We start from the raw sequence: 23,588 nt of genomic DNA, 5'->3' as shown, positions 1-23,588 counted from the left end.
GTCGCCGATGCAGGCTGTCAGTTGCCTTAAATCGTGGAGTGACCGAGCTTCAGCCGGGGTGTCGGTGGCCCCTAACCGTCCAATCGGCGCTTAGGAGAGGCAATGCATTCCGCGTTCTATTGGGGGAATAATGGACGGATGAATCTGCGAGGTGTTCGTAAAAACAAACAAAATCAAATATTTAAAATAAACAATGGCGCACATGCCCGTTGGCGTATTGCGCGGCGGTCTCCAGGTGGTTGAATCTTGAGGCCGAGCAAATGCTGAAGTGGTCTGAAATGCGGCGCTCAAAGGACACCATTCTTGCGGTGTGGCCAGAATACCAGCCCCTTAACGGGCGATGGTTCATGAAGGAACTCGTAGAAAAGGACGGCCTCCCGCCCCGGTGGCGTGACCGCTACATCCAAGGCGAAAACGACAGAGTCTTCTCCGACCATTACCCCGACCGCGAGGCCGCAATCGCCGCGGCCGATGCCCTGAACCCTGGCCTGCGGGAAGCCATAGCGACCCGCACGAGCGATCCCGCCCTCCTCCGTTCGACGCAGCTCAAGGTAGACAAGGCGCTCGAATCCAAGCGACGTCTTCAAGACGAAGAGGCTCTGATGCTGGCCGAGGCCATTCGTCGCCACGCTGGCGATTCTCGCCCGGATCCAGAATCACTGAAGCTCGCGACGGAGGCCGAGCCCTATATGGTATGTGCCCACCCATTGGACTGGCGCTAAGAGCTACGCCGCGAAGGTGGACGCGTCCGCTAGAATGGCGACAAAACGAATATGTTCACGTCGCCTAAAGGGATGATGCGGGCAGGGAAGAATGGAAGTGGCGCGCCGTCTCAGGCGAAGAAGAGAACTATGTTTACTCTATAGCACTCTCATGATGGTCACGTCTGGATGAGCGCAAGGCTATTCTGACACCGGCACGAAGTCCGATGCAAGATGTGGATTGAACGGCCTGACGGATGTGCTGCGCGCGTCTGTTTCTGACGACGATTGATCAAACTCTCATCCGCGGATTGGCTACCGCACGACCCTGTTCCGTCGCGGACCTTCCTCCAGCTCCAAACCGGGCGTCGCAAGATACTGCCCAAGGGCTATATCGAGGATTGTCCGCGTCAATCAGGGCGCGCAGCACGCCAGCCAGGCCGCGATGTCAACGATCCGATCTTCTCCTTTCCGTTCGTTCGACAGAGGGTGAGGTGAACGTCACGCCAGCCTTGAGGCCGTCACCGGCGTATGGTGGGCGATGTCCCAGATGAATCCCGCCAGCTCGTGTGCGACCGCCACCACGATCTTCGCCGCATGCTTGCCGGTTCCGGCCAGACGGCGGAACTTCGCGCACAGGCGGGTCTGCGCCTTCCAGGCGATGGCCCGGATGTGATCGGGCAGTCCGGCATTGCGTTCCCGCAGCGCTCGCCCCTCCCGCGCAGGATAGCGGCATTGCCACGCGGATTCGATCAGCATGGCGCGGGCGGCGGCATTGCCGGTCCGGGTGAGTTCGCCGCGCCTGATCCGCGTTCCGCTCGAATGCTCGGCCGGCACAAGACCCAGCCAGGCCATCAGTTGTTTCGGGCTGTCGAAGCGATGCAGATCACCGATCTCCGCAACGAGCGTGATGGCCGCGATGAACCTGATCCCGCGCAGCGCCTGAAGCGCGGTGACGACCGGGGCCAGAGGCCAATCCAGGACCGCTTCCTCAAGAACCTGCTCCAGCCGCACGCAGCGCTCTTCCAGTTCATGGATGCGACGCTTGTATTCTTCATAGACGAACTGCTGGTGGGCAAAGGCAAAGCGCTGGTCCGAGAGCCAGCGCCAGTGCATCCGGCCCCATATGGCCTTTCCCGGATACCGGCGGTCGTGCCGCAACAGGAAGCTCTTCAGCGTGTTCTTCGCCGAAACCAGATCCTGCTTTGCCTGCCGGCGTGCCCGCACCACATCGCGGATCGCCTCATGCGCCTCGTCCGGCACCCAGACGACGGTGAGTTCACCGGCGCGCAAGAGCCTGGCCAGCGTCTGCGCATCGCGGCGGTCGGTCTTCACACGATCATTCGGCCGACGCGGCATGGAGGACGGTGAGATCACGACGCAGTCAATCCCGAGACGCTTCAGGACTCGGTAGATCACAAACCCGCACGGGCCGGATTCGTAGCAGATCTTCAGCAGCGCACCGTCCCTGCCGATGCGCGTCAGCGCCTTGTGCAGCATCTCACAGTCATTGGCGATGGTCCCGAAGAACCGCACCTCCCAGTCGCTACCGTCATCGGCGATCGCTATCGATATCGTGTCCCGATGAACATCAAGGCCGATGAATTTCATCAATACGGTCATGGCTTCTTCCTTCCGTTGCACATTTCTCAATGCACAACATCCAGAACCCCCATCACCCGGGGCAAGTCACCATCATAGGGTCTCTAAAAATACACGAAATCCCGTTCAAGAGGAGAGTAGTCCGTATACCTTCAACGCGGTATGAGGTTTACAAATAGCGCCGTAACCGTGCCGCTGGCAGATCGTGAAAGCCAACAGCAGCAGTTCAGTCCGCCACTTTGAATCCAGTTCCGCTTACCACCTCCTACGTATTTTCACGTATTGAGGCGCCCTCCCGGTTGGCGGACGATTTCCGCGAGGATTTGGTCAGGGACCAAACAGGGAGAAGAACCATGACACGCAACGTTACGATTTCCGCATGCCAGTATTTGGTGCGGCCGATTTCCGGCTTCGAGGAATTCCGGGCGCGCGTCCGCTCGCTACTTGATGAAGCAAGCGGTTCCGACATCGTGCTGTTTCCGGAACTGTTCACCATCGAACTGTTCACCACCTACAAGGACTGGCAGAAACTGCCGATCTCGGAGCTTGTTCGCATCGACGAATTCACGGATGCATACGTCGATCTGTTCAAGGAGGAAGCGCGCAAGCGCGGCCAGTATATCGCCGGCGGTTCGCATCTTCTGAAGGTCGGCGACCGCTTCGAGAACATCGCCCATCTGTTCGGGCCTGACGGTTCGCTGTTCAAGCATTCGAAGACGCACATCTTCCCGGCCGAGGCGAACTGGTCGACGTCGGAAGGCGACAAAATGGAAGTCTGCCAGCTTCCCTTCGCCAAGGTAGGTTTCAACATCTGTTACGAAGCGGAAATTCCGGAGTGTTCGGCGTCTTTGACCGAACAGGGGGCCGAGATCGTCCTTTGTCCGTCCGCCACCTTCACCGAACAGGGCTTCTGGCGCGTTAGGCACTGTGCCCAGTCGCGCTGCATCGAGAACCAGGTCTACTTCGCGCATTGCTGCCTCGGCGGCCAGCCTGGCGCTCCCCTTCCGAATGCTTGGGCGCGAAGTTCCGTGCTGGGGCCCTGCGACACGATCTGGGACAATCCGGCCGGCATCATCGCCGAGGCGGAAGCCAATCGGGAAATGGTGGTGAGCGGCACGGTCGACATCGACAAGCTCTATGACAACCGCGAGCGCGGCGCGGCCACGACATTCAAGGATCGCCGACGCCAGGCGCATCTCTACAAGGCCTGGCCGACGCACCTCTAGGTCCGCGTTCCGCCCCTGGGGCGAGAAGCAAAAACATCCGCAGAAACTGCACGGATGGCCCGCAGGCCGTCCGGCATGACGGCTCTTTGCAACGTGAAGGAGGATTCCATGGGCAAAGTGAAAATGCCGAAAGGCAAGAAGATCGCAGTGAACATCGGCGTCGATTTCGATGCCCAGTCGTTATGGCTAGGCGGTTTCAACAGACCCAGCCCGTCCTTCATGTCTCGCGGCGAATTCGGCGCTGCCGTCGGCACGCCACGGCTGATCGAACTGTTCAAGAGACATGGCATCGTGACGACATTCTTCACACCGGCCCACACCGTCGACACGTTTCCGGACATCAGCAAGAAGGTGTTCGAAGCCGGGCATGAAATCGGCCACCATGGCTACTACCATGAAAATCCCACTCTGATTACGCGCGATACCGAGCGGCGGCTGCTCGATCTGGCGTTCAAGACCTACAAGAACCACTTCGGCATTCGACCGACAGGCTATCGCTCTCCCTATTGGGATTATAGCGACAGCACGCTCGACCTGGTCGAGGAGTCCGGCTTCCTTTACGATTCCAGCCTGATGGCGCGAGACCTCGTGCCGTATCGCCCGCAGCGCTGGCAGGTGCGCTGGGAAAAGGGCAACATCGCCGGTCCGGCGAGCAAGGTGCTGGAGATTCCGGTCAGCTGGTATCTCGATGACTTTCCAGCCCTTGCCTATACCGGCAACCAGGAAGGCATGTCCGACACCGACGCCGTCTACCGGAGATGGCGTGATATTTTCGACTACGCCTACAAGAACCAGGAAAACGGCGTCTACGCGATGGCGCTGCATCCCCAGATCATCGGCCAGGCGCATCACATGATGATGCTCGAGCGCCTGGTCGAACACATCAAGTCGCATGACGGCGTATGGTTTGCGACCTGCGAAGAAATCGCCAAGGCCTGGGAGGACGATGACGAGGATCGCAGGCTTATGGCTTTGCCCGACGCACGAGGCGTCGAGAAGATGCCCGACGACTATCACTGGCCCGGAAAGTAATTTCCGTCGGTCGCGGCGGGGACAATCTCGCCGCCATCGGATCGGCTAAATACCCATGAAGGAGGCAGGTTGCCCGTGACGAACGCGTCACCTATGCTGACGTGAGCAGTCGGGAACTTGCCTTTTTCCGCGAGACACGAACACATTTAAGAAACCGAACAGCCCGAGGCAGAAGGCATATCTGAACGGGACCTTTGACGTGACAACTTCGACGGTCGTCCAGAACGCACCAGTCCAAGCCGAGACTTCAGTCGTCGGTGGGCACGCAGTCGTCTCCGATACTGCTGACGTTTTGTGTTCCTGGCCGGAATACGTTTATGTCGACACCGCCGGGGTGATCGAGGACCTTACGGGAAAAGTCGGTCGCCTTCGTCTCAAAGAGCGGAAAGTCCTCGTCGGTTATGCCGGAGCTTTGCTGAGTTCCGACCGCAACGAGCTCAGATTCATCTGGATCGACGAAACGGGCCGATGGCTTTCCGTCTGGCTCGAGGTCGAGCACGACAATCGCACCAGCCCCAGAACCAGAATGCAGGCTGAGATCGTAGAGCCCGCATTCAGCCTTACTATCCGGGAACTGGACGTTCTGACCTTGGCGGCGGCAGGTTTCAGCAATGATGTGATTGCGGCCCGCCTTTCGATCAGCGCGCGGACCATCGCAAAGCATGTCGAGAATATTTTCGCCAAGACGAAGACCTGGACACGGGCGGGCGTGGCCAGCATGGCAACCGATCGAAGCCTTCTGCGGCTGCCCACGCCCGGCGGATGCGACGGTTACCCCCTCGGAACCGGTGCCGTCGAGCGTATTGCCCAGCAACCTTTGGCTGCCCGGAGATCTGAGCCGCGACAGCTGAACCTGCGCCCGATCCTGATAGGCATGCCGCTTTCGCTGTCGATGCGCGGCAATGCCGATGCGCTGGAGATGTTGAACGGCGCAACCTTGGCCATCGAACAGCTCAACGAGCGCGGCGGCATCAACGGGCGGGAACTGCGATTGCTGACAGCCGATGCCGATATCAGCAACGCCACCTCTCTCGCCCCCGCATATGAGACACTGATCGACGCGGAGGTTGATGCGATCACCGCCGGATATTCCCTTGCCGACCCCGCTATCTTAAAACTTGCGGGCGATTTTAGCGGGCCGTATCTGCACGCCGCCACGATGGAGAGCGTCGTCGATTGCGTTCGGAACGACTTCTCGCGGCTCGGCAATGTTTTCCAGGTCTGCGCCAGTGACATCAACTATGGCCTCGGGCTTCTCAGGTTCCTGAACGATCTGGAGGCAAAGGGAGACTTGAACCCGCGGAACCGCAGGATGGTGGTCCTACAGCCATTCTGGCCCGGCCTGAATATCGGCTTGGACCAGATCGACCGGGGTCTCGGCAACAAGAACTGGCAGATCGAGGTCATCTCCGATCTGCCGCGGGGCGGGGTCAGTTGGGACCCGGTTCTGGACAGGCTGCATCATCTGGACCCGAGCGTCGTCGTGCTTGCCTCTTATTTTGTCGAAGACAGCATTGCCCTGCAAAAGGCCTTCATGGCGCGGCCGATCCCGTCGTTGCTCTACAAGGTCTATAGCCCCTCGATCCCTGCATACCGGCAGGAACTGGGGCATCTCACAGACGGCGTCGTTTGGGCAACCACCACCGGCCTTTATTCCGACCGGATAGGGCATCAGTTCAAGGTCCAGTACCGGCAGCGCTTCGGCCGCGACCCTGGGCAATCCCATGCCGGCATCGCCTATGATCGCATCAACATCCTCGCCGGCGCATGGGCGCGGGCGGGGAACTCGCGGCTTTTCTCAAAGGTCATCGAAGACCTTCGTTCGACGATCCACCGGGGTGTGAACGGTTCCTATTATTTTGGTTCCGAAGGCCAGGTCGGGCTCGCCTTTCCCGACGACACCCAGGACCCGTCCATCAGCCAGGCCCATCTGGTGTTCCAAATTCAGAATGGCGAGCAGCGCATTCTTTCACCGCACCCCTATGCGAATGCGCGTTTCCAGAAGCCGAACTGGCTACCGGACCAATAATAGCCGAGATGCGGCCAATTCGATGCGTAAGCTTCGCCTCGGCCTAGAGTGTCAATAGACCGTTAGCGATTCGAACTTTTTCACCGCCGGGTGCCGTCGTTTCCATGCTTCTTGACGCACAGGCTCCGCCCTCTGTTGAAGGCACAGGCGTACGTTCGGCGGCTATAGCGTACCATAGAGGGCAATCGGCGGTATTTGGCGCACCTGCCGCGACTCGAACGCGGGACCTTCGGCTTCGGAGGGTAGCGCTCTATCCAGCTGAGCTACGGGTGCTTCCTCACTGTCCTTACGCGAGAACTCCGCGATTGTGAAGCGACGAATAGGCCTTTGGATGCGCCGTCGGTTCGTGCCCAAACGTCCGAAGCTTTCGCTTAGCGGATAACCGCTGTTGCCGACTGCCTCGCCGCCGATGAAGCGACACATCCCGCAGAAGCACGATTCTCTATGGTAGCAATTTGGTTGCAATCGCTCGCTGCTACAGAGGCAGACTTGCGTCTGATACTTCAAGTAGTTGAAACTACTGATATTTTTGTCGTTCTGTGCGCGACTCCGGAACTGCTCTTTGGCCTTCGGAGGGTAGCGCTCTATCCGACTACATCGCAACCTGGACTGTCACCAACAGGGAGGAGCAAAACAAGGGCTGAAGCCGCCCATCGAGGATAAGGCACGCGCCGGTCCGACCGTCAATTCGTATCGCCGCTGCCTGTACCGAATTGACCGGCATAGGCGGCGGCCACGGCGGCATCGGCCGATGCCGCGTCGGTTCCGACACCTGCCTTGTCGAGGATACGGCCGACAGCGCGCACGCCTTCCAGCACGGCTTCGCGGCTGGCGCGCCGACCGGTGTGATCGAGGCGCAGAAGCTTTGACGCAACGCAACCGATACCGGCCGACAGGCCTGCCGCGACGGCTGCGTCGTCCTCGGCCAGCTTTCGCGCGTCGAGCCCATCCGGTAGCAGGATGGTGGTGACGAGACGCGAGGCGTCGCGCTCCTCCTCGACCCACAATCGCGCGCCGACCGCCACCAGACCGGCGCGGGCAGCGCGCTGGGCGCGGAGATGGCGGGCGATGGTGCCGGCAATGCCTTCAGCCTCGACGCGGTCGAGTGCCGCTTCGAGCGCTTGGAATTCCAGCGCGGAGGGCATGCCGGCCAGCACGCCCCGCCCCGCATCCAGCCAGTTGTGCCTGATGTCGGCAAGTGACAGCACCGAACGCCGCGGGGCGTCCGGCCGGTCGATGGCCTGCCATGCGCGCGCGCTGATCGAGACGGCGGAAATGCTGGCCGGACCGCCCAGCGCCTTTTGCGGGCCGATGATGGCGATGTCGATGCCGAGCGCATCCACGTCCAGTTCGTACCCGCCAGCGGAGGCCACGGCATCGACCAGCAGCAGCGCGCCCTTTTCCCGCGCCAGCTTGGCGATCTGAGGCAGCGGGTTGAGGATGCCGGACGCCGATTCCGCATGGACGAGCGCCACCAGATCGATCCTGTCCGCGCCCGCCAGCGCTTCTGCCACCGCCACGACCGTGACCGGCAGGCCGGGTTCGGCCTTGAGGTCGATGACGTCCGCCCCCGCGCGCCGCAGCCAGAAGCCGAACAATTCTCCATAGGGGCTGGTGACGATGTTGAGCGCGGTCATGCCCTTGGCACCAAGGCTGGTTGCTGCCGCTTCCAGCGCCACCACGGCTTCCGCCTGCACGAACACTACATCGTTCTTCGTGCCGATGAGGGCCGCGATGCGGTCGGCAAGTTTTGCATATCCCGTCGCCGGATAGGGCGGCAGGTCGAGCAGCAAACGGCGGTCGGGATCAGGCATCTTGAGGTGCTTCCCTGTAAAGGCGGGGAATGGCGGCCACCAGCGCGCGGCCGGTTTCCGATTGCGGATCGGCCACGACCGTGGCGGCCGGACCCGCCTCGACGATGCGGCCATGATCCATGATGGCGATGCGGTGCGAGACGGCGCGCACCACCGCCAGATCGTGCGAGACGAACAGATAGGCAAGGCCACGTTCGCGCTGCAGGGAAACCAGGAGGGCGAGGATCTGGCCGCGCACGGTGACATCGAGCGCTGACACCGCCTCATCGAGTACGATCAGCTCCGGCTCGGTGGCGAGCGCACGGGCAATGGCCACGCGCTGGCGCTGCCCACCGGAAACGGCGTGGACAGGCCGCGTGGCGAGATTTGCGGGCAGGCCGACGCTTTCCAGCAATTGCGCGATTCGGCGGGGACGTTGTGCGCGGGAGGCGAGCCCGTGGATGCGCAGCGGATCGGCCAGCACATCGGCAACCGTGGCGCGCGGGTTGAAGGCGGCGGACGGGTCCTGAAACACCATCTGGATGCGCTTGCGCATGGACCGTAGCGCCTTGCCATCCAGCGCGATGAGGTTCTGCCCGGCGAAGGCCACCGTACCCACATCCGGCTCGATCAGCCGCATGACGACGCGCGCCAGCGTGGACTTGCCGCTGCCGGAAGGGCCGACAAGGCCAACGGTTTCGCCGGCCGCGACCGACAGCGACACGTCATCCAGCCCCTTCACCTCGCGGCCTCCCGAACGGTAGGTCTTGCTGAGGCCGCGGACGGCAAGCAGCGGCGCGCTCACGCCGGCTCTCCCGCAATCAGCGGCGGCGTGTCGAGCCCGATATGGCTGGCGAGCAGCTTCGCCGTGTAGGCTTGCTTGGGCGCGCCGAGCAACGCGGCGGTGGGGCCGGTTTCCACCAGACGCGCATCGCGCAGCACGACGATGCGGTCGGCGAAGCCGGAAGCGAGCGCAATGTCATGGGTGATGAAGATCAGCGTCATGCCTTCGGCGCGTACCAGTTCGTCGAGCAACGCCACGATCTCGGCCTGCACGATGGTGTCGAGCGCGCTGGTCGCCTCGTCGGCGATCAGCAGCGAAGGCTTGGCCGCGATGGCAGCAGCGATCGCCACGCGCTGGCGTTGGCCGCCGGAAAGCTGGTGCGGGAAAGCGGCAAGGGCCGTGTCGGGATCGGGAATGCGCACCCGCGCCAGCAGGGCGCGGGCCCGTTCACGCGCCTCGCGGCGCGACATGCCGAGATGAAGGCGCGCGATTTCGGCGATCTGCCTGCCGATCGGGATCACCGGGTTGAGGCTCGCGCCCGCATCCTGAAACACGAAGCCGATGTCGCGGCCGGGCCGTGGCTGGGCGGCAAAACCCGGCCAGCCGATGCTGCCCTCGATATGCGTTTCCGGAGGCAGCAGCCCGCCCAGCGCCAGTGCCAGCGTGGACTTGCCCGAACCGCTTTCGCCGATGACGGCCAGCCGCTCGCCTTTGAGAATGTCGAGGTCGAGCCCGTCCAGCGCCAGATGTGTGCCTTGTTCGGCGGCGTAAGTGACGGTGAGGTCGCGCAGGCTGGCATGCAACTCGCTCATAGCCGCGCCTTTCTGGTCGCCAGCGCATCGGCCAGCCCTTCGGCCAGCAGATAGACGCCGAGAACGGTGACGACGAGGCCAATGCCGGGCACGATGGACAGGAACGGCGCCGAGCGCAGCACGTTGCGCCCTTCCGAGATCATCGAGCCCCATGTGACGATGTTGGGATCGCCGAGGCCGAGAAAGGAGAGCGCGGATTCGATCAGAACCGCATTGCCGACGATCACCGCCGCCAGCGCCAGCACCGGCGGCAGCGCGTTGGGCAGAACTTCGCGCAACGCGATCTCGGCCGGATGCATGCCGATGATGCGCGCCCCCGCCACATAGTCGCGCTCGCGGATGGACAGCACCTCGGCGCGCGCCAGCCGCGCCGGACCGGTCCATGCACCGAGCGCGATGGCGAGGATGACTACGGCCAAGGACGCGCCCGCGACACTGACGAAGGCCAGCGCCAGAAGGAAGCCGGGCACGGTCTGGAAGGCATCCACCACGCGCATCAAAGCCTCGTCCACCAGCCCGCCTGCAAACCCGGCCACGGTGCCGACCAGCGCGCCAGCCACGATGGACACGGCCGCCGCCGCCAGCCCCACGGCAAGCGACGCCTGTGCGCCATGAAACAGGCCGGCCAGCACGTTGCGGCCGAGCCGGTCGGTGCCGAGCGGAAAGGCGGGATCGGTGAAGGGCGGCGTCAGCGGCGGACCGGCAATGGCCAGTGGATCGCCGGGAAAGAGCAGCGGCGCGCACAGTGCCGCCAGCGCCAAAAGGGCGAGCAGCGCCAGACCGGCCGCGCCGGCGGGCGAGCGCAGCAGGCGCTTGAAGACATTCATACCGCCACCTCGTTGGCGCCGACACGCGGATCGAGCAGCGCATAGGCCATGTCGACGGCGAGATTGACGAGGATGACCAGCACGGCGCTGACCAGAATAATGCCGGTGAGCAGCGGCGCGTCGCGGCCGGCCACGGCCTCATGCGCCAGCCGCCCGAAGCCCGGAATGGCAAAGACGCTTTCGATGACGACGCTGCCGCCCAGCATGGAGGCGGCCTGCAGGCCGAGCATGGTCACCAGCGGCAAAAGCGCATTGCGGGCAATGTGGAAGACGGCGATGCGGCGATGGCCGAGCCCGCGCGCACGGGCGGCCAGCGCATAATCCTGCCGCCAGGCCTCGGCCATGCCGGTGCGCATCATGCGCAGGAAAAGCGCCAGATAGATGAGGCCCAATGCCGCCACCGGCAGGGCCAGATGCCAGGCGATGTCGCGCCCCCGCGCCAGCCCTTGCTTGCCCGAGGCGATGGTCTCGATGCCGGAGGTCGGGAACCAGCGCAGTTGCACCGAGAACACCACGATCAGCACGAGGCCGAGCCAGAAGCTCGGCACCGCATAGAGCGCCAGCGAGCCGGTGGAGAGCAGCCGGTCGCGCCAGCTTCCGGGCCAGGAGCCGGCAACGATGCCAAGCGCGGAGCCCACGGTGAAGGAAAGCGCAACGGCGCTGCCCATCAGCCACAGCGTGTTGGGCAAGCGCTCGAGGATGAGGTCGGAAATCGGGCGATTGAAAATGACGGACCAGCCGAGGTCGAGCCGTGCGAGCGACGTGAGGTACAACCACAGCCGCGCGCCGGCCGAGCCTTCCAGCCCGTAGCTCTGGCGCAGCGCCTGCACCAGCGCCGGATCGCCGCCGCCGATGGACAGCAGGTATGCGTCGGCTGCGTCGCCGGGGGCAAGCTCCAGCAGGAAGAACGCGCCGACAATGACTATCAGCAGCACCGGAATGCTGCTGATCAGCCTGCGCCGGAGAAGGCGAAGCGCACGGTTCATGCGGGGGGACTCTACCGGGACTTGCTTCGGCCTGTCACGCTTCCAGCTCGGTATCGGCCCAGTTGGAAACCGCCCAGCGCGGATTGTTGGAGACGTTCCTCACCTGCGAACTGGCCACGGTGATGAAGCCCCAGTCGGCCACGTTGATGATCGGCAAATCTTCCGCCACCAGCACCTGAAGGCGCTTGTAAAGCTCGGTGCGCGCGGCCGCATCGACCGTCTCGCCGGCCTTGTCGATCAGCGCGTCGATCTCCTTGTTCTCGTAGCCGCCCTGATTGGAGAAGGGCACGCCCGCCGGCGTGCCGGAGCGCACCAGAATGGTGGTGGAGATGGCCGGATCGCCACGGAACACGGTGGGCGCGACGGCGAGATCGAACTCATGATCGGTGTAGACCGCCTTCTGGTGGGCGGCCGAATCGTTGTTCACGATGGCCGCATCGATGCCGATGGCGGCCAGCGCCTGCCGCAGATAGTCGCCGAACTGGCGCGTTTCGGTGAAATAGGGCGCGGGCAGCAGGCGCAGACTGAAGCGGTTGCCGCCGTCCTTCCTCGGATAGCCGGCCCCGTCGAGCAGGGCGTTGGCCTTCTCGACATCGAAGGAATAGAGCGGAACGTCGCCATTGTAGAACTCGGGCGCATTCTTCGGCACTATGCCGGTGGCCGTCTCCGCATAGCCGAGGAAGATGGTGCGCACCACGAAATCGCGGTCGATGGCGTGGGCGATGGCTTGCCGCACCTTGACGTTGGCCAGTTCCGTACGGCGGTGGTTGATCTCGACCGCGAGCTGGTAGGTCAGCGCCTCGTAGCCCTTCGAATAGACCTCGATGCCCGGCACCTTGGAGATGCGGTTAAGATCGGTGAGCGGCACCTGGCTGAAGGCGGCAAGCTGGATCTCGCCGGCCTCCAGTGCGCCTGCAGCCGCCGCGCGGTCCGGCAGCACCCGGAAGATGATCTCGTCCAGCTTCGGTTCGCCCTCACCCCAATAGTCGGGGTTGCGCTCCAGCCGGTAATATTCGCCCGGACGGTGCTCGGCGAAACGGAACGGGCCGGTGCCGACAAGCCTGTTGTTGGCGTCACTGGCGGCAATGTCGGCCACGCCCTCGAAAATGTGCTTGGCCACCACGCTCGACACCACCGGCAGCGCGTTGCGGATGAGCTGGAACGGCGTCGGCTTGGCAAAGCGGAACACGGCGGTGTGGTCGTCCGGCGTTTCGACCGCTTCGAGATTGGCGAACACCAGCCGGCCGAGATTCTGCAACGGCTTCCACACCTGCAAAGCGGAGAAGGCGACATCGGCCGAGGTAAAGGGCTTTCCGTCATGCCACGTCACGCCCTTGCGCAGCTTGAAGGTGGCGGACAAGCCGTCGTCCGATCCTTCCCATGCGGTGGCGAGGCGCGGCGCAAGCCCGTCCGCGCCCTCGAAAGAAGCCTCTGCCAGCGGCTCGATCACCTTGGAGGCGATGAAGAAGACGCCGTTCGAGGCGACGATGGCCGGGTTGAGGTTGCGCGGCTCGGAATCGGCGGCGACGACGAGGCGGCTGCCGCTCTGGGCGAAGCCGAACGGCGGCAGGGCCGTGGAGGCCAGCAGAAGCGCCGAGCCCTTGAGCAGCATGCGCCGGGAATGGGAAATCGGATTCATCTTCTGCTCCACCAGCCTTTAATAGAAGGAAAAACAATGTCCGGCATCTGCCGGAACGGGTGGCATTCTCCTGCAGGGGTGCTGCCCCATACAGTGATGAAATCCCACGTTTCATCGGGCGGCTAGAATTATCTGTTCCTTTTCCAGCGTCAACGGGAACCCCGTGCCGTGGCCCTATCGGTCCTGCCGGCTGGATTTACGGGAAGGAACAAACATTTGTTGCAGGCGCGCCTTGCGCTGCTGCATTATAAGAATTCCAAAATTCATCATTTTTCAATTTGTTAATTTTAATCCTTCCATGACTGCACAAGCTGAACCCTCCGGCCGGTCAATTGCCTCCCTCCCGAAAATCGACTAATGACCAAATGGTAAAAAATGGGGCGGCCCTGAAGTCCGCGCCCGCACAGGGGAGCTGGTTGACGATGCCAAAAATCACGAATCCGGGAAGCGTTTCCGGCCTGTCGCGCCGCACCGTTCTGAAGGCGGCCGGCGCCGGTGCCGCACTCGCCACCATGTCGGGTCTGCCGACCCGTTTGCTGGCCGCCGATCCGCTGAAGGTGGCCGCCGTCTATACCGTGCCGGTGGAGCAGCAATGGGTGAGCCGCATCCACAAGGCCGCCAACGAAGCCAGGGATCGCGGCGATATCGAATACACCTTCTCGGAGAACACCTCCAACAATGACTATGAGCGCGTCATGCGCGAATATTGCGAGGCCGGCCACAAGCTGATCCTTGGCGAGGTGTTCGGCGTGGAGGATGCCGCCCGCGCGGTCGCCAGGGACTATCCCGACGTCGCCTTCCTCATGGGCTCCAGCTTCAAGCCGGACGAGTCGGTTCCCAATTTCTCGCCCTTCGACAACTACATTCAGGATGCCTCCTATCTCTCCGGAATCATTGCCGGTGCGATGAGCAAGACCAAGAATATCGGCATGGTCGGCGGCTATCCGATCCCGGAGGTGAACCGGCTGATGCACGCCTTCATGGCCGGTGTGAAGCAGACCACGCCCGACACCAAATTCCAGATCGCCTTCATCGGCTCCTGGTTCGATCCGCCCAAGGCGAAGGAAACCGCCTTCGCCCAGATCGACGCCGGCGCCGACCTTCTCTATGCCGAGCGCTTCGGCGTGTCCGATGCGGCCAAGGAGCGGAATGTCCTTGCCGTCGGCAATGTCATCGACACCCAGTCCGACTATCCCGATACGGTGGTGGCTTCGGCGCTGTGGCATTTCGAGCCGACGCTCGAAAAGGCCGTGGCCGAGGTCAAGGCCGGGACCTTCAAGGCGGAGGACTATGGCGTCTATTCCTTCATGAAGAACGGCGGCTGCTCGCTCGCGCCGCTGGGCACGTTCGAAGGCAAAGTGCCCGCCGAGGTGATGGAAAAGGTTGCCGAGGCCGAGAAGGCGATCAAGGACGGAACGCTCACCGTCGAGATCAACGATTCGGAACCGAAGTCGAACTAGCAGCATGTCCCGAAAAGTGGGACCCGGTTTTCGGGCCGGATCATGCTCAAACAGGAACCGGGTCGATCGTCTGCCGGGCGGCCGGATCGTCATGAACGTCATGTGGCGGTCCGTTCGCCTTCATCGTCTTCCCCTCGTAATCGGGAGAGGATATGGACCGATCGAACCTTTCCGCAGCACCTGAGAACACTCGGCCGGCTTGCCCTTGACCAACGCTCTCCCAGAACCAGATGCCGGCCCCCAAGCTGATGCCGAGGCAACGCCGGTCCTGCGGCTCGGCAGCATCACCAAGCGGTTCGGGCCGCTGGTCGCCAACGATGCGATCTCCTTCCAACTGCGCAAGGGCGAGGTCATCGCCCTGCTTGGCGAGAACGGCGCCGGCAAGACGACCTTGATGAATATCCTCTTCGGTCACTATGTGGCCGACGAGGGCAGCGTCGAGGTCATGGGCAAGCCGCTTGCCGCCGGCGATCCGCGTGCTGCGCTCGATGCCGGCATCGGCATGGTGCATCAGCATTTTACCCTCGCCGAAAGCATGACCGTGCTCGAGAACATCGCGCTCGGCACCCAAAGCGCGTGGAAGCCGCGCTTCGACCGTTCCGCCGCCCGCCAGCGCATCGCCCGGCTGTCCGCCGATTTCGGCCTCGCGCTGGATCCGGACGCGCCGATCACGTCGCTTTCGGTGGGCGAGCGCCAGCGCGTGGAAATCCTCAAGGCGCTCTATCGCGACGCCCGCATCCTCATCCTCGACGAACCCACCGCGGTGCTGACGCCGAGCGAGACGGACGCGCTGTTCGGCACCCTCAAGCTGCTCGTCGGCCAGGGCCTGTCGATCATCTTCATTTCCCACAAGCTGCATGAGGTGATGGCCGTCAGCGACCGCGTGCTGGTGCTGCGCGCCGGCCGGCTGGTAGCCGAGCGCAAAACGGCCGGTTCCAGCCGTTCCGAACTGGCCGCACTGATGGTCGGGCAGGAAGTGGCAAGTCCGACCGTTGCCGAACCGAAGCCCGGACCGGTCGTGTTCGAATTAAAGGGCGTCTCGACGCAGGGCCAGGGCAATGCGGCGCGTCTCGACGGCGTGTCGCTGGCGCTGCGAGCCGGCGAGATCACCGGGCTCGCCGGGGTCTCCGGCAACGGTCAGGCGACCCTGGCTGCCCTGATGGCCGGAACCTTGTCGCCCGCTTCGGGCGAGATGGCGATCGGGGCGCAAGCGATATCCGACTGGTCGCCGCGCGCCGCCCTCGCTCATGGCATCGGCCGCATTCCCGAGGATCGTCACGCCTTCGGCACCATCGGCGACATGAGCGTGACGGAAAACGTGATCTCCGAGCGCTACCGCACGCCCCGCTTCAGCCGTTACGGGTTCCTCGACTGGAAGGCGGCGCGCGCCTTCGCCGAGGCGATCGTCCGCGACTACGACGTCAAATGCCCGTCGCCCGAGGCCCGCATCCGGCTCCTGTCGGGCGGCAACATGCAAAAGCTCATCCTCGGCCGGGCGCTCGATCCCGATCCGGCCATCATCCTCGCCAACCAGCCGACGCGCGGGCTGGATGTCGGCGCGGTTTCCTTCGTTCACCGCCGCTTGCTGGAAGCACGCGACCGGGGCGCGGCCATCCTGTTGATTTCCGAGGACCTCGAAGAGATCCTGGCACTGTCGGACCAGATCATCGTGATGTCGAAGGGGCGGCTTTCCACGCCCTCGAAACGGGGCCAGCGCAGTATTCGAGAGCTGGGGGAACTGATGGCCGGACAGGGAGATAGCGCCGATGCGGCTTGAACCGAAGCCCGCGCCATCGCTCGGCGTCACCTTGCTTTTTCCGGTTATGGCGATTGCCGCCACGCTGGTCGTGGCGGCGCTGCTGGTGCTCGCCGCCGGCGCTTCGCCCCTTTCCGTGTTTCCCCTGATCGTCAAGGGCGCGGCCGGCTCGCAATTCGCCATCCTCGAAACCCTGACGCGCGCCACGCCGCTGATCTTCACCGGGCTGGCGGTGGCCGTGGCCTTCCGCGCCCGCCTGTGGAACATCGGCGCCGAGGCCCAGCTCTACATCGGCGGCGTGGTTACGGTCGTTCTCGGCACCGGCGCGCTGCCCTTTCCGGCGATCGTGCTGATACCGCTGATCATGCTTGCCAGCATGGCCGCGGGCGCGCTGCTTCTGGCCGGCCCTGCCGTGCTGAAAACGCGCTTCGGGGTCGACGAGGTGGTGACGACGCTGCTCTTGAACTTCATCGTCATCCTGTTCGTCTCCATGCTTCTGGAAGGCGTGCTGAAGGACCCGATGGGCCTCGGCTGGCCGCAATCGCAAAGGGTGATCGCCGATGCGCAATTGCCGCGCATCATCCAGGGCAAGCGCCTGCATCTCGGCTTCGCCATCGCCGTCGTTGCCGCCCTCGTCACCTGGGTCGTCATGAAGAAGACCGTGCTCGGCTACGAGATGCGCGCCGTCGGCCACAATATCGGCGCCGCGCGCTTTGCCGGCATTCCCGTCAATCGCGTGCTGATGAAGACGGCGCTGCTTTCCGGCGGGCTGGCCGCACTTGCCGGCTTTTCGGAGGTCGCGGGCCTGAAGGGCAACCTCACCCTCGACCTGTCGCCCGGCTATGGCTACACCGGCATCGTGGTCGCCATGCTCGCCATGCTCAACCCGCTTGGCGTGATCGCGGCCGCCATTTTCGTCGCCGCGATCTTCGTCGGCTCCGACGCCATGAGCCGCAGCGCCGGCGTGCCGAGCTACATCGCCCAGGTCATGGTGGCCACAGCGCTGCTCACCATGGTCACCGCGCTGCTTTTGACGCGCTACCGGATAAGGTGGAAGTGATGGAGCAGGCGTTCGACATCCTCTTCCAGACCAGCTTCTGGGTGGCCGCGATCCGCATCGCCTCGCCGCTGATCTTCGCAACCATGGGCGAACTGATCTGCGAGCGCGCCGGCGTGCTCAACCTCGGCATCGAAGGCATCATGACGGTGGGCGCCTTCACCGGCTGGTTCACCGTCTATTCGGGCGGCGACCTGTGGACCGGCGTTCTCGTCGCGGCGCTCGCGGGCGCCTGCTTCGGGCTGCTGCACGGGACATTGACCGTACCGCTCGGCCTTTCGCAGCATGTGGTGGGCATCGGCATCACGCTGTTTGCCACCAGCCTCACCTATTTCACCTACCGGCTGGCATTGCCGGAGGTGACGACGCCGCCGAAGATCGTGCCGTTCCAGCCGCTGCCCATCCCCGGCCTGTCCTCCATCCCCGTTCTCGGCCAGGCATTGTTTTCGCAGACGGCACTGACCTATCTGGCCTTCGCCAGCGTGGCGATCGTCGCCTGGGTGCTCTACCGCACGCCGGTCGGGCTGGCGCTGCGGGCGGTCGGCGAGAACCCGGCGGCGGTGGAGGCGCAGGGCATCAGCGTCACCGGCATGCGCATCGGCGCGGTGGTCGTCGGCAGCGCGCTGATGGCCGTCGGCGGCGCCTTCCTGACCATGTCCGCCTTCAACTCCTTCTTCTTCGAGATGATCAACGGACGCGGCTGGATCTGCATCGCGCTGGTCGTGTTCGGTTCGTGGCGGCCGGGCAAGGCGCTCATCGGCGCGATCCTGTTCGCGGCTTTCGATGCCTATCAGGTGCGCCTCCAGCAATTGTCGGGCGGTGTCGTGCCCTACCAGCTCTTTCTGATGATGCCCTATGCGCTGTCGATCCTGGCGCTGATCCTCGTGGCGCGGCGTGCCACCTATCCGAAGGCCCTGATGATCCCCTACCAGAAAGGCGAGAGATGAGCTTTGACCTGATCGTTCGTGGCGGCATCCTGCCCGATGGCGATGTCGCCGATATCGGCATCCGCGACGGCATCATCGCCGCCATCGAGCCGCGGCTGGAAGCCGAGGCCGGCGAGGTTGTGGACGCCGGCGGCAATCTCGTCTCCCAGCCCTTCGTCGATCCGCATTTCCACATGGATGCGACGCTTTCCTACGGCCTGCCGCGCATCAACGCTTCGGGCACGCTCTTGGAAGGCATTGCGCTGTGGGGCGAACTGAAGCCGCTCTTGACCCATGAAGCGGTCAAGCAGCGCGCGCTCGACTATTGCGACTGGGCGGTGTCCATGGGCCTGCTCGCCATCCGCACCCATGTCGACACCTGCGACGACCGGCTGCTCGCTGTGGAAGCGCTTCTGGAGGTGAAGAAGGAGGTCGCGCCCTATCTCGACCTGCAGCTCGTCGCCTTCCCGCAGGACGGTTTCTATCGCTCGACGACCGCCCGCGAGAACACCATCCGCGCGCTCGACATGGGGGTCGAGATCGTCGGCGGCATCCCGCATTTCGAGCGGACCATGGCCGACGGCCGCCGGTCGGTCACCGAACTGTGCGAGATCGCCGCGCAACGTGGCCTGATGGTCGACATCCATTGCGACGAGACCGATGATCCGAATTCGCGCCATATCGAGCAGCTTGCCTACGAGACCCAGCGTCTCGGCCTGCACGGGCGGGTGAACGGCTCGCACCTGACCTCCATGCATTCCATGGACAATTACTACGTCTCGAAGCTCCTGCCGCTGATCGCCGAGGCCGGTGTGTCGGCCTGCCCCAATCCGCTGATCAACATCGTCATCCAGGGCCGCCACGACACCTATCCCAAGCGGCGCGGCATGACGCGCGTGCCCGAAATGCTGAAGGCCGGCATCAAGGTGGGCTTCGGGCAGGATTGCGTGCTCGACCCGTGGTATCCGCTCGGCACCGCCGACATGCTCGACGTTGCCTTCATGGGCCTGCATGTGGCGCAGATGACCAGCCCGGCCGACATGCGCCAGTGCTTCGACATGGTGACGAAAACCAACGCCGAGATCATGGGCCTCGATCATCTGGGGCTCGAGGTCGGCAAGGCCGCCAGCCTTGTCGTTCTGGACGCCGGCAATCCGGTCGAGGCGCTGCGCCTGCGCGCCGAGCGGCTGTGCGTCGTCTCGCGCGGCAAGGTCGTCGCTGCCCGCGAGAAGCGCGAGACGCAGCTTTCGCTTCCCGGCCGTCCCGCAAGCGTCAATCGCCGCCACAGGACGCCGCAGCAGTAGGAGATCCCGGCAAGAAAACGGGGCCGTTCAGGCCCCGCCGGCTTTCGCCATGCAGGTGCCGCGCAGTGCCGGCACCTGACCCGCTTTCGTCAAGCGCAGGCTACTGCTGCTCGGGGGTCCAGATTTCCTCGACCTTGTAGTTGCCCTGCTTGACGCTGATGATCGAGACCGGCTTCGGCGGCACCATCGAGGCGCGGGTGTAGCTGATCTCGCCGGTGACGCCCTTGAAGCCGCGCGTTTCCTTGAGCGCCTTCTGGATATCGGCGGGCTCGGCGGAATTGGCGCGCTTGATGGCGTCGGCCACCAGCATCATTGCGTCGTACCCGAGCGGCGCGAAGGCGTTCTCGGGTTCGCGGCCATATTCGGCCTTGTAGTCCTCGATGAACTTCGCAACCTCGGGCCGGTCGTCGGCGCGATAGGTGTGGGTGGAGAAGTAGACGTCGGTTGCCAGTTCCGGCCCCGGCACCGTCGTCACCAACTCGGTGTCGAAACCGTCACCGGAGACGATCGGCATGGTGATGCCCTGCTCGCGAATCTGCTTCACCGACACGCCGGCCTCGGAGGGAATGGCGGAGACGAAGACCGCATCGGGCTTGGGATCGACGGCGGCCAGCCGCGCGATCTGCGCCGAAAAATCGGTGTCGCCCATCATGAAGGAATCGGTGCCGATCACTTCACCACCCTTTTCGGTGAACCGCTCGGTGAAGAAGGCGCTCAGCGCCTTGGTGAAATCCATGGAGTTGTCGGTCCACACCACCACCTTGCGCGCGCCCAGCTTGTCATAGGCATAGTCGGCGATGGCATAGGACTGGTCGTCGTCGCCGAACGGCGTCATGAACATGTAGTCGCCGACCCATTCGGGCAGTTTGGGATGGGTGGCGCCTGAAGTCACGAAAGGCACGCCCTTTTCCTGGAACAGCGGCGCGCCGGCCATCACGAAAGTGGTGTCGGATTGGCCGATGCCCGCCACGACGCCTTCCGACAACACGCGTTGCGCGGCCTTTGCGGTCTCCTGTTGGTCGGTCTTGCCGTCGGGCGCGATCAGCTCCACCTGCTTGCCGATCAGGCCGCCGCCTGCATTGATCTGCTTGACCGCGAGCTGGGCGCCATAGAGCGAGGGTCCGTCCAGCGAGGACATGCCGCCGGTCACATTGTAGAGCGCGCCGATCTTGATGGTCTCCTGGGCGAGTGCGCTGCCCACCATTGCCGCTAACGCGACGGACGCGATGAGAAACCTTTTCATTGCCGTCTTCCCCTTTGCTGTTTTCTTGTTGGACGCACGATCCGGCATGGCGCGCGGACCCTGTCTATCATCTAGATCAACAGAGGTGCCAGGAAGAGTCAATTGAATCATACATTTTTCTTCCTATCCGGTAATTTGTCTGGTTTGATACAAATGAGGGGTGAGGACGCATGACACATTCCGAGACTGCGGATCTGGTGAAACGGCTGCGCGACGAGTTGCCCTCTCTGGGGGCCCGCGAGGCGCGCGCGGCGCGGCACCTGATGAACAACTACCCTATGGCGGGCCTGCGCACCGTGGCGGAGTTCGCCCATGAAAGCGGGGTTTCGACGGCAACCGTGCTGCGGCTGGTCAAGCGCCTGGGCTTCGGCGTCTATGCCGATTTCCAGGCGGCCCTCCACCAGCATATCGAGCAGACCCTGCAATCGCCGCTGCTGCGGTTCGAAACGCAGCCGGCGGCGGAGGAAAGCCCGTCAGGCAGCTTCCTCGACCGCTTCGTGCTCACCATGGAGGGGCACCTGAAAACGCTGCGCCAGAGCATCGCCCAGTCGGAGTTCGACGAGGTGGCGGCGCTGCTGGCCAATGACCGGCGCGATATCCATCTGGTCGGCGGGCGCTACTCGTTCAATCTCGTGCGCTATTTCGCCGACCTGCTGACGGCCTTGCGCGGCCGCGTGACCGTCATCGAGGGCCAGACGCAGACTTGGCCGCAGAACCTGCTCGACATGGGCAAGTCGAGCGTGCTCGTCGCCATCGACGTGCGCCGCTACCAGCAGGACGTGATCGAATTCGCCGCCGCCGCCGCCCAGCGCGGGGCGACCGTGGTGCTGCTGACCGACAACTGGCAGTCGCCAGCCGCGCGCTCGGCCCGCCATGTGCTGCGCTTTCCCGTGTCGTCGCCATCGATCTTCGATGTGCTGACCATTGGCCTGGCGCTGGCCGAGGCGCTGGTCGGGGCGGTGGCCATCCGGCGCGGCGATACAGGCCGCAAGCGCATGGAGATGCTGGAGGCGCTGCGCACGCCCTTCGCGCCGCGCGAATCGGAATTCAACCGCTCGCCGCAGAAGCGGGACGAGTCGACCGGAGCAGACTGAATGAAGCGCGAAGAGATCGTCATGCTGTGCACCTGCGACCTTGCCGGGCAGGTGCGGGGAAAGGGATTTCCCGCTTCCGACTACGACGTGCGGATGAGCAAGGGCATCGGCTGGACGCCGACCAACAGCATGATCACCGCCCACGGCCCCATCGCACCGAGCCCATGGGGACCGTTCGGCGATACGGTGCTTATCCCCGACCCGGCAACCCATGTCCGGGTGGATTTCGGGCCGGACCACGCCGCCGAGAACTTCATCATGGGCGACATCCGCCTGCTCGACGGCGCGCCTTGGCCGGTCTGCCCGCGTTCCTTCCTCAAGCGCGTCGTGGGCGCGCTGGAAGAGCGCCACGGCCTGCGCGTACGCGCCGCCTTCGAGCATGAATTCATCTATGACGGCGTCGATGAGCGGCCCAATTCCAGCTACGCGCTCGATGCCTTCCGCCGGCAGGACCTGTTCGCCGAAGCCTATCTCGGCGCGTTGCAGCGGGCCGGCGTGGAACTCGACACCTTCATGCCGGAATACGGGCCGACGCAATATGAGGTGACGGTCGGCCCGACGGTCGGCGTCACAGCGGCGGACCAGGCCGTGGCGGCACGGGAAATCGCCCGCGCGGTCGCCACCCGGCTCGGCAGGCGCGCCAGCTTCACGCCGATCCTGCGGCCGGATGCGGTGGGCAACGGCGTGCATGTCCATTTCAGCCTGTTCGAGGCGGCGACCGGCCGGCCCGTCAACCACGATCCCGGCCACAAGGACGGCCTGTCGGCGACTGCCGGGGCGTTCATCTCCGGCATATTGGCCAAGATGCCGTCGATCACCGCGCTGACCGCCGCCGCGACCATCTCCTATCTGAGGCTCACGCCCAATCGCTGGAGCGCGGCCTACAACAATCTCGGCTATCGCGACCGCGAGGCGGGCGTACGCATCTGCCCGGTCTTCGCCAGCGCCGGCACCGACATATCGCACCAGTATCATTTCGAGTTCCGCGCCTCCGACGCGGCGGCAAGTCCCTATCTGGTGCTGGGCGCCATCCTGGCCGCCGGGCTCCACGGGCTGGATCGCGACCTGCCCATCGCCGAAGTGTGCGAGGGCGCGCCTCAGAACCTGCCGCAACAGGAACTGGAGCGGCTCGGCATCACCCGCCTGCCGCAATCGCTGGACGCGGCGCTCGACCTGTTCGAGGCGGACGCCGACATGGACGAAATGATCGGTTCGGAACTCAAGCAGGCCTATCTCGCCCACAAGCGCTTCGAGGCCAGCCTGATGCGCGACCTGTCCGACGAGGACCAGTGCAGCCGCTACCACGCTGCCTATTGA

19 protein-coding genes are annotated in these 23,588 nt (G+C 64.0%); 11 read left to right on the top strand and 8 right to left on the bottom strand.

Going from position 1 to position 23,588, the window contains the following annotated elements:
- Nucleotides 1-347: 347 nt before the first annotated feature.
- A complete protein-coding gene (locus tag ACVCNR_RS18375; RefSeq protein WP_447075936.1) occupies nt 348-722 on the top strand; it encodes a hypothetical protein in 375 nt (124 codons plus the stop codon).
- Between the two features lie 480 nt (nt 723-1,202).
- Here ACVCNR_RS18375 and ACVCNR_RS18370 read toward each other — a convergent pair whose 3' ends face one another.
- A complete protein-coding gene (locus ACVCNR_RS18370; protein ID WP_447075935.1) occupies nt 1,203-2,324 on the bottom strand; it encodes an IS110 family RNA-guided transposase in 1,122 nt (373 codons plus the stop codon).
- A gap of 332 nt (nt 2,325-2,656) precedes the next feature.
- Between ACVCNR_RS18370 and ACVCNR_RS18365 the strand changes: the two genes are divergently transcribed.
- From ACVCNR_RS18365 to ACVCNR_RS18355, 3 genes are all read left to right on the top strand, one after another.
- Nucleotides 2,657-3,529: a carbon-nitrogen hydrolase family protein gene (locus tag ACVCNR_RS18365; protein WP_447075934.1), complete on the top strand. Its 873-nt coding sequence runs from the start codon at nt 2,657-2,659 to the stop codon at nt 3,527-3,529.
- Between the two features lie 108 nt (nt 3,530-3,637).
- Nucleotides 3,638-4,561 carry a polysaccharide deacetylase family protein gene (locus ACVCNR_RS18360; RefSeq protein ID WP_447075933.1) on the top strand — a complete coding sequence of 308 codons (924 nt, stop codon included), beginning with the start codon at nt 3,638-3,640 and terminating at the stop codon, nt 4,559-4,561.
- Between the two features lie 199 nt (nt 4,562-4,760).
- Nucleotides 4,761-6,590 carry an ABC transporter substrate-binding protein gene (locus tag ACVCNR_RS18355; protein ID WP_447075932.1) on the top strand — a complete coding sequence of 610 codons (1,830 nt, stop codon included), beginning with the start codon at nt 4,761-4,763 and terminating at the stop codon, nt 6,588-6,590.
- 683 nt (nt 6,591-7,273) lie between these two features.
- On the opposite strand, the gene ACVCNR_RS18350 is transcribed toward ACVCNR_RS18355, so the two are convergent.
- Genes ACVCNR_RS18350 through ACVCNR_RS18325 form a run of 6 tightly spaced genes read right to left on the bottom strand, consistent with a single transcriptional unit; the run spans nt 7,274 to nt 13,431 of the window.
- Nucleotides 7,274-8,404, bottom strand: a complete 1,131-nt coding sequence (locus tag ACVCNR_RS18350) for a pyridoxal-phosphate-dependent aminotransferase family protein (protein WP_447075931.1) — start codon at nt 8,402-8,404, stop codon at nt 7,274-7,276.
- A complete protein-coding gene (locus ACVCNR_RS18345; RefSeq protein WP_447075930.1) occupies nt 8,397-9,188 on the bottom strand; it encodes an ATP-binding cassette domain-containing protein in 792 nt (263 codons plus the stop codon). The genes ACVCNR_RS18350 and ACVCNR_RS18345 overlap by 8 nt, the downstream gene beginning before the upstream one ends.
- The gene (locus tag ACVCNR_RS18340; RefSeq protein ID WP_447075929.1) at nt 9,185-9,979 is read right to left on the bottom strand and encodes an ATP-binding cassette domain-containing protein; all 795 of its coding nucleotides are present in this window, start codon (nt 9,977-9,979) and stop codon (nt 9,185-9,187) included. Before ACVCNR_RS18340 ends, ACVCNR_RS18345 begins: the two co-directional genes overlap by 4 nt.
- Nucleotides 9,976-10,806 (bottom strand): ABC transporter permease, encoded by an 831-nt coding sequence (locus ACVCNR_RS18335; RefSeq protein WP_447075928.1) that lies wholly within the window; start codon nt 10,804-10,806, stop codon nt 9,976-9,978. The genes ACVCNR_RS18340 and ACVCNR_RS18335 overlap by 4 nt, the downstream gene beginning before the upstream one ends.
- The gene (locus ACVCNR_RS18330; RefSeq protein WP_447075927.1) at nt 10,803-11,792 is read right to left on the bottom strand and encodes an ABC transporter permease; all 990 of its coding nucleotides are present in this window, start codon (nt 11,790-11,792) and stop codon (nt 10,803-10,805) included. Before ACVCNR_RS18330 ends, ACVCNR_RS18335 begins: the two co-directional genes overlap by 4 nt.
- A gap of 34 nt (nt 11,793-11,826) precedes the next feature.
- A complete protein-coding gene (locus ACVCNR_RS18325; RefSeq protein WP_447075926.1) occupies nt 11,827-13,431 on the bottom strand; it encodes an ABC transporter substrate-binding protein in 1,605 nt (534 codons plus the stop codon).
- Nucleotides 13,432-13,853: 422 nt separating this feature from the next.
- On the opposite strand from ACVCNR_RS18325, the gene ACVCNR_RS18320 reads away from it, so the two are divergent.
- From ACVCNR_RS18320 to ACVCNR_RS18300, 5 genes are all read left to right on the top strand, one after another.
- The gene (locus tag ACVCNR_RS18320) at nt 13,854-14,891 is read left to right on the top strand and encodes a BMP family protein (RefSeq protein ID WP_447075925.1); all 1,038 of its coding nucleotides are present in this window, start codon (nt 13,854-13,856) and stop codon (nt 14,889-14,891) included.
- 205 nt (nt 14,892-15,096) lie between these two features.
- The gene (locus ACVCNR_RS18315; protein WP_447075924.1) at nt 15,097-16,668 is read left to right on the top strand and encodes an ABC transporter ATP-binding protein; all 1,572 of its coding nucleotides are present in this window, start codon (nt 15,097-15,099) and stop codon (nt 16,666-16,668) included.
- Entirely contained in the window at nt 16,658-17,707 is a 1,050-nt protein-coding gene (locus tag ACVCNR_RS18310) for an ABC transporter permease (RefSeq protein ID WP_447075922.1), read from the top strand. Before ACVCNR_RS18315 ends, ACVCNR_RS18310 begins: the two co-directional genes overlap by 11 nt.
- Complete coding sequence (locus ACVCNR_RS18305; RefSeq protein ID WP_447075921.1) at nt 17,707-18,651, top strand: ABC transporter permease; 945 nt, start codon at nt 17,707-17,709, stop codon at nt 18,649-18,651. The genes ACVCNR_RS18310 and ACVCNR_RS18305 overlap by 1 nt, the downstream gene beginning before the upstream one ends.
- A complete protein-coding gene (locus tag ACVCNR_RS18300) occupies nt 18,648-19,934 on the top strand; it encodes an amidohydrolase family protein (RefSeq protein ID WP_447075920.1) in 1,287 nt (428 codons plus the stop codon). Before ACVCNR_RS18305 ends, ACVCNR_RS18300 begins: the two co-directional genes overlap by 4 nt.
- A gap of 100 nt (nt 19,935-20,034) precedes the next feature.
- Here the strand turns inward: ACVCNR_RS18300 and ACVCNR_RS18295 are convergent, their stop codons facing one another.
- Nucleotides 20,035-21,177 carry an ABC transporter substrate-binding protein gene (locus ACVCNR_RS18295; protein ID WP_447075919.1) on the bottom strand — a complete coding sequence of 381 codons (1,143 nt, stop codon included), beginning with the start codon at nt 21,175-21,177 and terminating at the stop codon, nt 20,035-20,037.
- 170 nt (nt 21,178-21,347) lie between these two features.
- Here ACVCNR_RS18295 and ACVCNR_RS18290 point away from each other — a divergent pair, with 170 nt between their 5' ends.
- Both ACVCNR_RS18290 and ACVCNR_RS18285 read left to right on the top strand, forming a co-directional pair.
- Complete coding sequence (locus tag ACVCNR_RS18290; protein ID WP_447075918.1) at nt 21,348-22,271, top strand: MurR/RpiR family transcriptional regulator; 924 nt, start codon at nt 21,348-21,350, stop codon at nt 22,269-22,271.
- Nucleotides 22,272-23,588: a type I glutamate--ammonia ligase gene (locus ACVCNR_RS18285; RefSeq protein WP_447075917.1), complete on the top strand. Its 1,317-nt coding sequence runs from the start codon at nt 22,272-22,274 to the stop codon at nt 23,586-23,588.

Source organism: Aquamicrobium terrae, from assembly GCF_052978165.1.
Note: the sequence above shows the minus strand (reverse complement) of the source record. Positions and strands in the feature narration are given on the sequence as shown.

Excerpts from the sequence above, each read along its gene's own strand:
- ACVCNR_RS18375 (WP_447075936.1), top strand. The coding sequence starts at position 348 with ATGAAGGAACTCGTAGAAAAGGACGGCCTCCCGCCCCGGTGGCGTGAC.
- ACVCNR_RS18370 (WP_447075935.1), bottom strand. The coding sequence starts at position 2,324 with ATGACCGTATTGATGAAATTCATCGGCCTTGATGTTCATCGGGACACG.
- ACVCNR_RS18365 (WP_447075934.1), top strand. The coding sequence starts at position 2,657 with ATGACACGCAACGTTACGATTTCCGCATGCCAGTATTTGGTGCGGCCG.
- ACVCNR_RS18360 (WP_447075933.1), top strand. The coding sequence starts at position 3,638 with ATGGGCAAAGTGAAAATGCCGAAAGGCAAGAAGATCGCAGTGAACATC.
- ACVCNR_RS18350 (WP_447075931.1), bottom strand. The coding sequence starts at position 8,404 with ATGCCTGATCCCGACCGCCGTTTGCTGCTCGACCTGCCGCCCTATCCG.
- ACVCNR_RS18340 (WP_447075929.1), bottom strand. The coding sequence starts at position 9,979 with ATGAGCGAGTTGCATGCCAGCCTGCGCGACCTCACCGTCACTTACGCC.
- ACVCNR_RS18335 (WP_447075928.1), bottom strand. The coding sequence starts at position 10,806 with ATGAATGTCTTCAAGCGCCTGCTGCGCTCGCCCGCCGGCGCGGCCGGT.
- ACVCNR_RS18330 (WP_447075927.1), bottom strand. The coding sequence starts at position 11,792 with ATGAACCGTGCGCTTCGCCTTCTCCGGCGCAGGCTGATCAGCAGCATT.
- ACVCNR_RS18325 (WP_447075926.1), bottom strand. The coding sequence starts at position 13,431 with ATGAATCCGATTTCCCATTCCCGGCGCATGCTGCTCAAGGGCTCGGCG.
- ACVCNR_RS18320 (WP_447075925.1), top strand. The coding sequence starts at position 13,854 with ATGCCAAAAATCACGAATCCGGGAAGCGTTTCCGGCCTGTCGCGCCGC.
- ACVCNR_RS18310 (WP_447075922.1), top strand. The coding sequence starts at position 16,658 with ATGCGGCTTGAACCGAAGCCCGCGCCATCGCTCGGCGTCACCTTGCTT.
- ACVCNR_RS18305 (WP_447075921.1), top strand. The coding sequence starts at position 17,707 with ATGGAGCAGGCGTTCGACATCCTCTTCCAGACCAGCTTCTGGGTGGCC.
- ACVCNR_RS18300 (WP_447075920.1), top strand. The coding sequence starts at position 18,648 with ATGAGCTTTGACCTGATCGTTCGTGGCGGCATCCTGCCCGATGGCGAT.
- ACVCNR_RS18295 (WP_447075919.1), bottom strand. The coding sequence starts at position 21,177 with ATGAAAAGGTTTCTCATCGCGTCCGTCGCGTTAGCGGCAATGGTGGGC.
- ACVCNR_RS18290 (WP_447075918.1), top strand. The coding sequence starts at position 21,348 with ATGACACATTCCGAGACTGCGGATCTGGTGAAACGGCTGCGCGACGAG.
- ACVCNR_RS18285 (WP_447075917.1), top strand. The coding sequence starts at position 22,272 with ATGAAGCGCGAAGAGATCGTCATGCTGTGCACCTGCGACCTTGCCGGG.